Source organism: Streptococcus mitis, from assembly GCF_003942775.1.
Taxonomy (GTDB): Bacteria; Bacillota; Bacilli; order Lactobacillales; family Streptococcaceae; genus Streptococcus; species Streptococcus mitis_CN.
Map to the genome: position 1 here is coordinate 328660 of NZ_RJNX01000003.1, position 12229 is coordinate 340888.

Here is a 12229-nt window from a genome sequence, read left to right on the forward strand (position 1 = left end):
TATGAAATTCAGTAAAAAGTATATTGCAGCTGGATCAGCTGTTATCGTATCCTTGAGTCTTTGCGCCTATGCATTGAACCAGCATCGTTCACAGGAAAATAAGGACAATAATCGTGTCTCTTATGTGGATGGTAGTCAGTCAAGTCAGAAAACTGAAAACCTGACACCAGATCAGGTTAGCCAGAAAGAAGGAATTCAGGCTGAGCAAATTGTCATCAAAATTACAGATCAGGGCTATGTGACGTCACACGGTGACCACTATCATTACTATAATGGGAAAGTTCCTTATGATGCCCTCTTTAGTGAAGAACTCTTGATGAAGGATCCAAACTATCAACTTAAAGATGCTGATATTGTCAATGAAGTCAAGGGTGGTTATATCATCAAGGTCGATGGAAAATATTATGTCTACCTGAAAGATACAGCTCATGCTGATAATGTTCGAACCAAGGATGAAATTAATCGTCAAAAACAAGAACATGTCAAAGATAATGAGAAGGTCGGCTCTGATGTTGCTGTAGCAAGGTCTCAGGGACGCTATACGACAGATGATGGTTATGTCTTTAATCCAGCTGACATTATCGAAGATACTGGTGATGCTTATATCGTTCCTCACGGAGGTCACTATCACTATATTCCAAAAAGTGACTTGTCTGCTAGTGAGTTAGCTGCTGCTAAAGCTCATTTAGCTGGCAAAAATACGCAACCAAGTCAGCTAAGCTATTCTTCAACAGCTAGTGAGAATAATACTCAATCTACAGTGCAAGGATTAACTAGCAAGCCAGAAAGCAAAGTTGAAAATCTCCAAAGTCTATTGAAAGAACTCTACGATTCACCTAGCGACAAACGTTACAGTGAATCAGATGGCTTAGTCTTTGACCCTGCTAAGATTATCAGTCGTACACCAAATGGAGTTGCGATTCCGCATGGCGACCATTATCATTTTATTCCTTACAGCAAACTCTCTGCTTTAGAAGAAAAGATTGCTAGAATGGTGCCTATCGGTGGAACTGGTTCTACGGTCTCTACAAATGAAAAACCTCATGAAGTAGCGTCTAGTCTAGGAAGTCTTCCAAGTAATCCATCTATATTGAATAATGCTTCTTCAACGTTAAATAAGGAAATTCCTTCAACATCTGATGGTTATATCTTTAATCCTAAAGATATTGTCGAAGAAACTGCTACAGCTTATATTGTAAGACATGGTGATCATTTCCATTACATTCCAAAATCGACCGTAATTGGTCAACCGACTCTTCCAAATAATGGTCTAACAACACCTTCGCCATCTCTTCCAGTCAATCCTGGTGTTTCACATGAGGAACATGAAGAAGGTGGACACGGCTTTGATGCCAATCGTATTATTGCGGAAGATGAAGCAGGATTTATCATGAGTCACGGCGACCATAATCATTACTTCTTCAAGAAGGATTTGACTGCTGATCAAATCAAGGCAGCGCAGGATCACTTGAAAGGTGCAAGTCCAGCAANACCAAATCCAGCTCATGACGACGATCACGATGAAGATCATCATGGACACCATCATGATGAAGACCATGATCACGGCTTTGATGCCAATCGTATTATTGCGGAAGATGAAGCAGGATTTATCATGAGTCACGGCGACCATAATCATTACTTCTTCAAGAAGGATTTGACTGCTGATCAAATCAAGGCAGCGCAGGATCACTTGAAAGGTGCAAGTCCAGCAACACCAAATCCAGCTCATGACGACGATCACGATGAAGATCATCATGGACACCATCATGATGAAGACCATGATCACGGTTTTGATGCCGATCGTGTCATCAGTGAGGATGAGCAAGGTTTTGTCATGAGTCATGGTGACCACAATCATTACTTCTTCAAGAAGGATTTGACAGCAGAGCAAATTAAGGCAGCTCAGGATCATTTGAAAACACATCATGATGCAGAGCCTGTAAAACCTCTTGCTAAAACGGTAGAGTCTTTCTCAAGAGATGCTAGCGATGAAGAAAAGATTGCTTATATTTCGAAGACCTACGGTGTTCCACTTGAAGCGATTAGAATTTCAAACGGATTCTTTGTCTTTGGAAATCCAGACCAAGCCTACGACCCAACTCATATCCATCCCTATGCTGTTCGTAAAGAACATGTTCGGATTCCTCTTCAAACTGGCAATCCAGAACTTGATTTCCTAAATGAACTTTACACGACTGCTTTGCGAGATGGTGTGTCTCCTTATAGTTTACAGGTAGAAAATGGTAGTTTTGTGATTCCTCATGGCGACCATAATCACTACATCAAGGTTCAAACTAAGGGATATGAAGTGGCTTTGAAAAACAAGATTCCAGCCCTGCAATCCAATTATCAACCTGGAGCTTTTGATGAGAAGGCAGTCTTGGCAAAAGTAGATCAACTTTTAGCTGATAGCAGAAGTATCTATAAAGACAAGCCTATTGAACAAAGACAGATTGAGTTAGCCTTAGGTCAGTTTACTGAAAACATGAAGAAACTGGCAACTAACTCTACAGCAGGTTATCTTGCAACCCTTGATCTCTTTGATAAGCAATATATCCATATTGATGAAAGTGTCAAACCTGTTGAAACAAGTGCTTTAGATAAGAAATATCAAGCCTTGATTGATAAAATCAATACTCTGGATACAGACACTTTTGGACTTCCTAAGAAAGACCTTCTCGTTCGACTTCAAGAAGCTAAATTGGCTAAAGATGAGGCTGCTTTAGCAGCGGTTGAATCACAACTTCAAGCCTTGCAAGACTTTAATGATCGAACAGGTGTAACAACTGTAGAATACATCAAGTATTTCTACGAACACGTAAATGACGGTCGTTTGAGTGATGAACTTCGAAACAAAGTGGCTCAGTTGACTTGGACCTTGTATCAATCTCAATCCTTCCTTAAGGCAGCAGAATTGAACAAATTATTCCCAAACATCTATCAGGCAAAACAAGAAGTGGAAGAAGCTTTGAAAGCTCAACCAACTACTACTAAATCGACTCAGACAGTTCTAGATACTGAAAAAGTTGATAATCAAAGTGCCAAGACAGCTATTTATGGCTTCTTGAAAGAATTGTACGGAGACTTTATGCCTGAAGAACATGTCAATCATGTTAGCAAGGAAGAAGTAGAAAGCCGCTTGAGCAAGGCAACTCAACTCTTGGAACAAATCCAAGAAGAAGGAATCAGACAATCCTTGGCAGAAGAAGTAGAAAATCTCAAAGTTGCTACAAACAAGGCTGATGCAGACTTGGATGAAGTAAATAGTCAGGTAAAAGATGTCTTGACTCGTATCGCTAGCGCCCTTCAACAAGAGAAGGAAAATGCTGAGCAAGACCCTCAGACACTAGTACTCTATCAAAAACTCTACGATATTCTCATGTCACTTCACTCTTATTTAGAAAACAACAAGGGTTCTGATGCAGACTTTGATAAGGTGGATGCATTACTAGACCAACTTTCTGCTAAGAGTAAGGATAAAGCCGCTTTACTTGAATTGACAAAAGCTATCCTAGTTTTGAATCAAGAAATCAAGTCAAAATCAAGCGCAAGTGAAGAAGCAACTCCAGCGACAAATGCTGAGGCAAATGGTGATAAGACCAGTGCTGAGAACCAACCAAACGTAGTTGCAGAATCAAATAGTGAAACTGCAAGGGACGAAAACAAACCAAGCAACACAACAGATTCTAAACCTGCTGAATCATCTTCAGAAAAGGAAACAACAGAATCTACAACAAGTATTGGAAATCAAGAAAAACCAGTAGAATAAAAAGAAAGGCGAAGTAGCTGAGCTACCTCGTCTTTTTAGTCTTTATAAGCTACGATACCAATAATGGTATCAACTGCACGTTCCATGGTCTGAAGGCTGACGTATTCAAAACGTCCGTGCATATTTTCTCCACCCGCAAAGATATTAGGAGTTGGGATTCCCATAAAGGAAATCTTAGAGCCGTCTGTCCCTCCACGGATTGGTTCGATTATAGGAGTAATCCCCAAATCTTCCATAACTGCTTTGGCAATGGTAATTGGAGTCATATCTTTTTCAATGACTTCTTTCATATTGTAGTACTGGTCTGTCAAGTTTAGGGTGACACGGTCGCTACCAAGTTCTTGATTCATCTTATCAGCGATAGACTGCATTGCTGCTTTACGAGCTTCAAAGGCATCTTTTTCAAAATCACGAATGATGTAGCTTGCACGCGCCTCTTCGACACTACCTGTCACATCCATTAAATGATAGAAACCTTGGTAACCTTCAGTTAACTCAGGTCTGTCATTCTCTGGAAGTTGATTGTGAAAATCAATTGCTAGCTGAAGGGCATTGACCATCTGACCTTTTGCGGTACCAGGGTGGACATTGCGTCCTTGGAAATGTAACTCAGCACCAGCTGCTGAGAAGGTCTCGTACTGAAGTTCACCTAGTGGGCCACCATCAACTGTGTAAGCAAAATCTACATCAAAGTCCTCAGCATCAAATTTATTTGCACCGATACCGATTTCTTCATCTGGACCAAAACCAACACGAATCTCACAGTGTTTAATTTCAGGGTGAGCAGTAAGATATTCAATAGCTGTCATAATTTCAGCAATGCCTGACTTGTCATCAGCTCCTAGCAAGGTTGTTCCATCTGTTGTGATGAGTGTTTGTCCTGGATATTTTTCAAGACTCTTAAAGTCAGCTGGATCGAGTTTGAAACCAGAATTTCCAAGTTCAATCACACCACCATCGTAGTTTTCAATTACCTGTGGATTGACTCCTTCGGCATTAAAATCAGCAGTATCCATGTGAGATATAAAGCCAATCTTACGTGTTAAAGATGGATCATTGGCTGGTAAGGTTCCAATTGCAAAACCATTTGGTAGATAATAAACATTTTGTAATCCAACACGTTTCATTTCAGGAATAAGAACATTTGTAGCAAAATCTACCTGACTCTGCGTACTTGGAGTAGTAGTAGAGTGTTCATCAGAGCGCGTATTGACCTTAACGTAGGTTAAGAAGCGGTCCAAGAGATTGGGATAAGTCATAAAAAACTCCTTTTGAATTCATTTTTTCCATTGTATCATAGAAAAGAGAGAAAAACAAAAGACTGAAGTTAGGGAAATTCACTATGTTGGCGTTTACTTATTAACGAATTAATGATAAAATAAACTTGATAAAAATATCACAAGGAAGCAATTATGAAAAAAGCAATTTTAATGATGACTTTCGGTTCGCCAGAAGAGATTACCTTTGAAGGTGTGGCTGATTTTTTCACAAATATTCGTCGTGGAGTGAGACCTCAAGACCACGAAATTCAAACTCTCTACGATAATTATGTACTTATTGGAGGGACGCCTCTGCAAAAAATTACCCGAGAAGAGGTTGCCTTAGTAGAAGCCAGGCTGGGGAATGAATACAGTGTTTATTTTGCTAATAAGTTTTCCAAACCCTTTATTCCAGATGTGATTGGTCAGATGGAAGCAGACGGAATCGAGCAGTGTATTTGCTTGATTTTAGAGCCCCATTATTCTTTCTACTCTGTCATGGGCTATGAAAAATTTTTAGAAAGCAAGCAGATCCAATTTTTTGTTATTAAGGACTGGTATCAAGAAGAAGCGCTCTTAGACTATTGGGCAGATGAAATTGCTAAGATTTTAAAAGAAGAAGTAAAGCAGGATAGCTTTAAAGTCATCTTTTCAGCTCATAGTGTGCCCATTTTTGCCTTGGATTTTGGTGATCCTTATATCGATCAAATTTTTGAAAATAGCAAGTTAGTCGCTGAAAAACTAGGTTTGAGTTCCACTCAATATACAAATACCTGGCAGAGTGAAAGTGATATCGGTATTCCATGGATTAAGCCAGATGTTTTAGAGTATCTCAGAGAACGGAAAGAACATCCAGACCATTATATTTTTATACCTATTAGTTTTATTAGTGAGCACATTGAAGTCTTGTTTGACAACGATGTGGAATGTTATGACTTGTGTCAGGAATTGGGGGTGAACTATCATCGTCCACCAATGCCAAATACGGATTCACGTTTGATTGATGCCTTGGTCAATACCGTCAGAGCTAATGAGAACAAAGAGTTTAAGGAATTTCTCCCAGAAGAAGAAACCTTTGATGAGTTAGTTCCGTCAGATGAGACTAAAAACATTTTGGCCGAATCTCAAGATTTACAAATGCCGGAATTTGTGAAAAAACTGATTGAGAAAAAAGGTCGTGAAAATGTTAAGATGCCTTATCTTATTAAGAAAATGCTTGAGAAAGCAGGTAAGTTACCAAAAGAGTAAAGAAAAAGGATTTAGCTTTGTGCTAGATCCTTTTAATTGATTATTTTTTCTCAAGAAGAGCTTTGATTTCTTGAAGTACTTCCAACTCAGTTGGACCAGCTGGAGCTTCCTCAGCAGCTTCTTCTTTCTTAGTAAGGCTTTGAGCTTTTTCAATACCTTTGATTACAAAGAAGAGAACAGTACCTACAACAAGGAAGTTGATAATAGCACTCAAGAATTTACCATATGTAACACCATTCCATGCAAGCTCAGCGATGTTTTGTACTTTCGCAGCTTCCAAGGCTGGGTTCAATAGTAGAGGAGTGATGATATCATTTACAAATGAAGTAACGATTGCACCAAAAGCAGAGGCAATGATCACACCGACAGCAAGGTCAACAACATTACCACGAAGCAAAAATGCTTTAAGATCTTTTAACATTTTCATAATTCCTTTCCAAAATTTTTACTCTTGATTATATATTAATTAAGAAGTTCTTGCAAGCAATATGCTTAATTTTTCCTTATTTTTTAAAAATAAATACCTTACTAAAAATATAATTGAGGATAATTATCAAGAATTGTGAAATAACGGTTTCAATACTATTAACCTTGTCTATATTATTATTTACAAATTGTCCGATAATATTAGGAAACTGAGTTACAAAGAGAAAAGTTAAAAACAAGTCTAAAAGAAAAGTAGAAAGACGTGCTAGAGTAAATTTTACTAAACGGATTGACCAATTCTCTCTATCTTGCTTAAAGACAAGCCTATCATTTGTAAAAAAGGCAAAGAGGATACCGATACTATTTGCTAGTCCAGTAGCAAGCAGTTCTTTATGGGTTAATTGATAAATGACTAATCGGGATAGAATGGAGACAAGAGTAGTTGCTATACCAAAAAAGAGATAGGCTAAGAGCTCATTCTCGAAGAGACTTTGAATGCGTTTTTTCATACTTTTAGTATAGCATAAAGCAAGTTATTGTGCTATACTAGTAAGGTTGATTGAATCAACCCTTGGTGCTTAGCTTCTTTCACCAAGCATATTACACGCGGGCAACCGCCAAAGGAGAAAAGATGAAAAAATTAACTATTCGTGATGTTGCAGATATTGCAATCGTCGCTGCTATCTATGTCGTTTTGACTGTTACACCGCCCCTAAATGCTATTAGCTATGGTGCTTATCAGTTTCGTATTTCAGAAATGATGAACTTTATGGCTTTTTACAATCCTAAGTATATCATAGGAGTTTCTATCGGTTGTATGATTGCTAATTTCTTTAGCTTCGGACTGCTAGATGTCTTTGTTGGTGGTGGATCAACCTTAGTATTCCTCAGTCTAGGTGTTTGGCTTTTTGCAAAATACAGCAAAGATTACCTCTTTAATGGATTAATTCGAAAAGATCATTTCTTCTTTTCAATCCTCTTTTCAATTTCCATGTTTACTATCGCTGCAGAGTTGAATATCGTAGCGCAATTACCATTTTTCCTTACTTGGTTCACAACAGGGATTGGTGAATTTGCCTCATTAATTATTGGTGCGATTATCATTGGTAAAATTGGTCGTCGAATTGATTTAAGCAAATAGACGAAGAGAAGCTAGGTGGCTCTTACCTGGCTTTTTCTTATGGAAAATTTCTAAGGAAACTTGACAAGATTTTCTAACTATAGTATACTTTTTAAGTAAGCTGATTTAGCTCAGTTGGCAGAGCGCATCCATGGTAAGGATGAGGTCGCCGGTTCAATCCCGGCAATTAGCATGATATTTACAGGGAAACTCTTGAGCACAAGAGTTTTTTTCTTATGCTCGCGAGAAAAAATTCTGACTTTTGTATAATAAAAGTCATCCTGCAAAAATTTTTTATTGACAAAACCACTTATTTCTAGTAATATAATAGACGCGATGAGTCGATAGGTAGTCTTCGGACTACTATTGAGCATAAGGAGGTCATAACGCAGGAGCGGACCTTGATGAGTTGTGTGAACCTGCTCATCACATGAAGATGCCTCTTAGTCCCTAGTCTAGCGACTGGGGATTTTTATTTTCCAAAAAATGATGAAAAAGCTTTGCAATTCATGGAAAAAGTAGTATAATACATCTATTATAGAAATTTTTAGAAAATTCCGAAAGAGGTTATTTATGGGATATACAGTTGCTGTAGTCGGCGCGACAGGTGCTGTCGGAGCTCAGATGATAAAAATGTTGGAAGAATCAACACTTCCAATCGATAAAATTCGTTTACTTGCTTCTGCACGTTCAGCAGGCAAGACTTTGAAGTTTAAAGATCAAGATATTACGATTGAAGAAACAACTGAAACAGCTTTTGAAGGAGTTGATATTGCTCTCTTTTCAGCAGGTGGTTCTACATCAGCTAAATATGCACCATACGCAGTTAAAGCTGGAGCGGTAGTAGTAGATAATACATCTTACTTCCGTCAAAATCCAGATGTTCCTTTGGTCGTTCCAGAGGTCAATGCTCATGCACTTGATGCCCACAACGGTATCATTGCCTGCCCTAACTGTTCAACAATCCAAATGATGGTAGCTCTTGAGCCAGTTCGCCAAAAATGGGGCTTGGACCGTATCATTGTTTCAACTTACCAAGCAGTTTCTGGTGCTGGTATGGGAGCAATTCTTGAGACACAACGTGAACTTCGTGAAGTCTTGAATGATGGTGTAACCCCACGTGATTTGCATGCGGAAATCTTGCCTTCAGGTGGTGATAAGAAACACTATCCTATCGCCTTCAACGCTCTTCCACAAATCGATGTTTTCACTGACAATGATTACACTTACGAAGAGATGAAGATGACCAAGGAAACTAAGAAAATCATGGAAGATGACAGCATTGCAGTATCTGCAACATGTGTCCGTATTCCAGTCTTGTCAGCTCACTCTGAGTCTGTTTACATCGAAACAAAAGAAGTTGCTCCAATCGAAGAAGTAAAAGCAGCTATCGCAGCCTTCCCAGGTGCTGTTCTTGAGGATGATGTAGCTCATCAAATTTATCCTCAAGCCATCAATGCAGTGGGTTCACGTGATACCTTTATTGGTCGTATCCGTAAAGACTTGGATGCTGAAAAAGGAATCCACATGTGGGTTGTTTCAGATAACCTTCTCAAAGGTGCTGCTTGGAACTCAGTTCAGATTGCTGAAACTCTTCACGAACGTGGATTGGTTCGTCCAACAGCTGAGTTGAAATTTGAATTAAAATAGTCATATTGTTTAGGAGTTCAGATGAACTCCTTCTTTGAAATAGAGAGGTGTTTTCATGTCTTATCAAGATTTAAAAGAGTGTAAAATCATCACAGCCTTTATTACCCCCTTTCATGAGGATGGTTCCATCAACTTTGATGCCATTCCAGCCTTGATTGAGCATTTATTGGCCCATCATACGGATGGAATTCTTCTCGCAGGGACCACTGCTGAGAGTCCAACCTTGACCCACGATGAGGAGTTGGAGTTGTTTGCGGCTGTACAAAAGATTGTCAATGGACGCGTTCCTTTGATTGCGGGTGTGGGTACCAATGATACCCGAGACTCTATCGAGTTTGTCAAAGAAGTAGCAGAATTCGGTGGTTTTGCTGCTGGGCTTGCTATTGTTCCTTACTACAACAAACCTTCTCAAGAAGGAATGTATCAGCACTTTAAGGCCATTGCAGATGCTTCTAACCTACCAATTATTATCTATAACATTCCAGGGCGTGTAGTTGTCGAGTTGACTCCAGAAACTATGCTTCGCTTGGCTGATCATCCAAATATTATCGGTGTCAAAGAATGTACTAGCTTGGCTAATATGGCTTACTTGATTGAGCACAAGCCAGAGGAGTTCTTGATTTATACAGGTGAGGATGGAGATGCTTTCCATGCCATGAACCTTGGTGCGGATGGAGTTATTTCTGTTGCATCCCATACAAATGGGGATGAAATGCACGAGATGTTCACTGCCATTGCAAAAAGCGATATGAAGAAAGCTGCAGCTATTCAGCGCAAGTTCATTCCTAAGGTTAATGCCCTCTTCTCATATCCAAGTCCTGCTCCTGTCAAGGCCGTTCTAAACTATATGGGATTTGAAGCTGGCCCAACTCGTCTACCTCTTGTTCCAGCACCAGAAGAAGATGCCAAACGCATTATCAAGGTTGTTGTAGATGGCGACTACGAAGCGACTAAGGCAACTGTAACAGGGGTCTTAAGACCAGATTACTAATAAAGACAATAAAATCCATGACCGCAACAACGATCATGGATTTTTCTATTTTCCTAAACAGAATTGACTAAAGAGTTGGGTAATGAGTTCATCAGGAGCAGCATCTCCAGTGATTTCTCCGAGAATTTCCCAAGTACGGGTCAAGTCAACTTGAAGCAAATCAACTGGCATCCCCAGTTCAAGACCTTCATTAACAGCTTGTAGGCTTTCAACAGCCTTCTCAATCAAGGAAATGTGACGGGCATTAGACAAGTAAGTAGCATCTTGCTCAACCAAACCAGCATTTTCAAAGAAGAGGTTGTTGATTCTTTCTTCAATCTTATCAATGTTTTGATTTTTAAGGACTGAAATGCGGATGACATCTTCAGGGAGTTCTGAAGTTTCAATTGCTTCAGGAAGATCAGTTTTGTTAAGAAGAATAATGCGGTTTGTATCTTGGCTAATTTCAAGAAGTTGTCTGTCTTGAGCAGTCAGTGGTTCGCTAGCGTTTAGCACTAGTAGAACTAGGTCAGCTTCTTTGAGGGCTTTTTTTGAACGCTCAACTCCGATTTGTTCCACGATGTCATCCGTTTCACGAATACCAGCTGTGTCAATCAATTTTAGAGGAACACCGTTGATGTTGACGTATTCTTCAATGACATCACGTGTCGTACCAGCAATATCTGTGACGATAGCCTTGTCCTCACGCAAGAGGTTGTTGAGAAGGCTTGATTTCCCAACGTTGGGGCGTCCGATGATAGCTGTTGAAATTCCCTCACGGAGGATTTTGCCGCGACGGGCTGTCCTAAGGAGATTAGTTAGCAATTGCTCAAACTCCATAGTCTTTTCACGGACAACAGCAGTAGTGGCTTCCTCAACATCGTCGTACTCAGGATAATCAATATTAACCTCGACTTGGGCAAGTGTATTGAGGATTTCTTGACGGGTATTATTGATAAGATCAGAAAGGGAACCATCAAGTTGTTTGACCGCAATGTTCATGGCCTTGTCTGTCTTGGCGCGGATGATATCCATGACCGCCTCAGCCTGAGTCAAGTCCACACGTCCATTTAGGAAGGCACGTTTGGTAAATTCACCAGGTTCTGCCAATCGAGCTCCTTCACGGATCGCTAGTTGGAGAATCTCATTGGTCACCGCAATCCCACCGTGGGTGTTAATCTCGATAATATCCTCACGAGTGAAGGTTTTTGGAGACTTCATAGCTCCAACCATAACCTCGTCCATGACTTTACCAGTCAGAGGATCAATAATGTGACCGTAGTTGAGAGTATGGCTAGCAACCTGACTCAAGTCTTTTCCTTTAAAAATCTTTTGCGCAATAGCAAAACTTTCTGTTCCGCTCAGGCGGACAATACCAATAGCTCCTTCACCTAATGGAGTAGAGATAGCAGCGATGGTATCAAATTCTCGTGTAATCATAATGTTTCCTTTAATAAATAGCTCTTTTCTTGGAAATTTTTCCAAGTATCCTTTCAAATTGTAACAAATTTAGGCTATTTCTTCAATGGATGCTACTTGGAGATTGAAAAAGCTTAAGCAATTCTGCTTAAGCTAGCTTATTTGGTGCGCATTTCCCCTTGTGGGAAGTAAGTTCCTTCTGGCATGTCGTTGATGATGACATGGACAGCAGATTGAGGTGCTCCAGTGTTACGGACAACAGCTTCCGTTACTTCCTTAGCAAGAGCTTTCTTTTGCTCGAGCGTGCGTCCTTCAAATAAATCGATGCGTACAAATGGCATAATAGCTTCCTCCACTAGTTTTTGATT

General features: G+C 39.7%; 10 protein-coding genes, 1 tRNA gene and 1 riboswitch. Of the genes, 6 read left to right on the forward strand and 5 right to left on the reverse strand.

Features of this window, described 5'->3' with window-relative positions; all coding sequences use genetic code 11:
* The first annotated feature begins 1 nt into the window (after window position 1).
* The gene (locus tag D8848_RS06195) at window positions 2-3769 is read left to right on the forward strand and encodes a pneumococcal-type histidine triad protein (RefSeq protein ID WP_125443199.1); all 3768 of its coding nucleotides are present in this window, start codon (window positions 2-4) and stop codon (window positions 3767-3769) included.
* A gap of 35 nt (window positions 3770-3804) precedes the next feature.
* Here D8848_RS06195 and pepT read toward each other — a convergent pair whose 3' ends face one another.
* Window positions 3805-5028: a peptidase T gene (gene pepT / locus D8848_RS06200; RefSeq protein ID WP_125443200.1), complete on the reverse strand. Its 1224-nt coding sequence runs from the start codon at window positions 5026-5028 to the stop codon at window positions 3805-3807.
* Window positions 5029-5181: 153 nt separating this feature from the next.
* Between pepT and hemH the strand changes: the two genes are divergently transcribed.
* On the forward strand, window positions 5182-6276 hold the full coding sequence (gene hemH, locus D8848_RS06205; protein WP_125443201.1) for a ferrochelatase: 1095 nt from the start codon (window positions 5182-5184) through the stop codon (window positions 6274-6276).
* A gap of 40 nt (window positions 6277-6316) precedes the next feature.
* Here hemH and mscL read toward each other — a convergent pair whose 3' ends face one another.
* Window positions 6317-6697, reverse strand: coding sequence for a large conductance mechanosensitive channel protein MscL (mscL, locus tag D8848_RS06210; protein ID WP_125443202.1), 381 nt, complete (start codon window positions 6695-6697; stop codon window positions 6317-6319).
* An 82-nt stretch (window positions 6698-6779) separates the two neighbouring features.
* Complete coding sequence (locus D8848_RS06215) at window positions 6780-7211, reverse strand: GtrA family protein (RefSeq protein ID WP_125443203.1); 432 nt, start codon at window positions 7209-7211, stop codon at window positions 6780-6782.
* Between the two features lie 28 nt (window positions 7212-7239).
* Window positions 7240-7336, forward strand: a riboswitch (PreQ1 riboswitch).
* Between D8848_RS06215 and D8848_RS06220 the strand changes: the two genes are divergently transcribed.
* The 4 genes from D8848_RS06220 to dapA all read left to right on the forward strand — a co-directional run bounded on the left by D8848_RS06220 (window position 7334) and on the right by dapA (window position 10463).
* Window positions 7334-7843 carry a QueT transporter family protein gene (locus tag D8848_RS06220; RefSeq protein ID WP_125443204.1) on the forward strand — a complete coding sequence of 170 codons (510 nt, stop codon included), beginning with the start codon at window positions 7334-7336 and terminating at the stop codon, window positions 7841-7843. (Overlaps the previous riboswitch by 3 nt.)
* A gap of 99 nt (window positions 7844-7942) precedes the next feature.
* Window positions 7943-8015: transfer RNA gene (locus tag D8848_RS06225), tRNA-Thr, on the forward strand.
* A gap of 380 nt (window positions 8016-8395) precedes the next feature.
* The gene (locus tag D8848_RS06230; RefSeq protein ID WP_125443205.1) at window positions 8396-9472 is read left to right on the forward strand and encodes an aspartate-semialdehyde dehydrogenase; all 1077 of its coding nucleotides are present in this window, start codon (window positions 8396-8398) and stop codon (window positions 9470-9472) included.
* 55 nt (window positions 9473-9527) lie between these two features.
* A complete protein-coding gene (dapA, locus tag D8848_RS06235) occupies window positions 9528-10463 on the forward strand; it encodes a 4-hydroxy-tetrahydrodipicolinate synthase (RefSeq protein ID WP_125443206.1) in 936 nt (311 codons plus the stop codon).
* Window positions 10464-10508: 45 nt separating this feature from the next.
* Here the strand turns inward: dapA and mnmE are convergent, their stop codons facing one another.
* Window positions 10509-11882 carry a tRNA uridine-5-carboxymethylaminomethyl(34) synthesis GTPase MnmE gene (gene mnmE, locus D8848_RS06240; RefSeq protein ID WP_125443207.1) on the reverse strand — a complete coding sequence of 458 codons (1374 nt, stop codon included), beginning with the start codon at window positions 11880-11882 and terminating at the stop codon, window positions 10509-10511.
* 137 nt (window positions 11883-12019) lie between these two features.
* On the reverse strand, window positions 12020-12202 hold the full coding sequence (locus D8848_RS06245) for a 4-oxalocrotonate tautomerase (RefSeq protein ID WP_001117401.1): 183 nt from the start codon (window positions 12200-12202) through the stop codon (window positions 12020-12022).
* Between the last annotated feature and the right edge of the window lie 27 nt (window positions 12203-12229).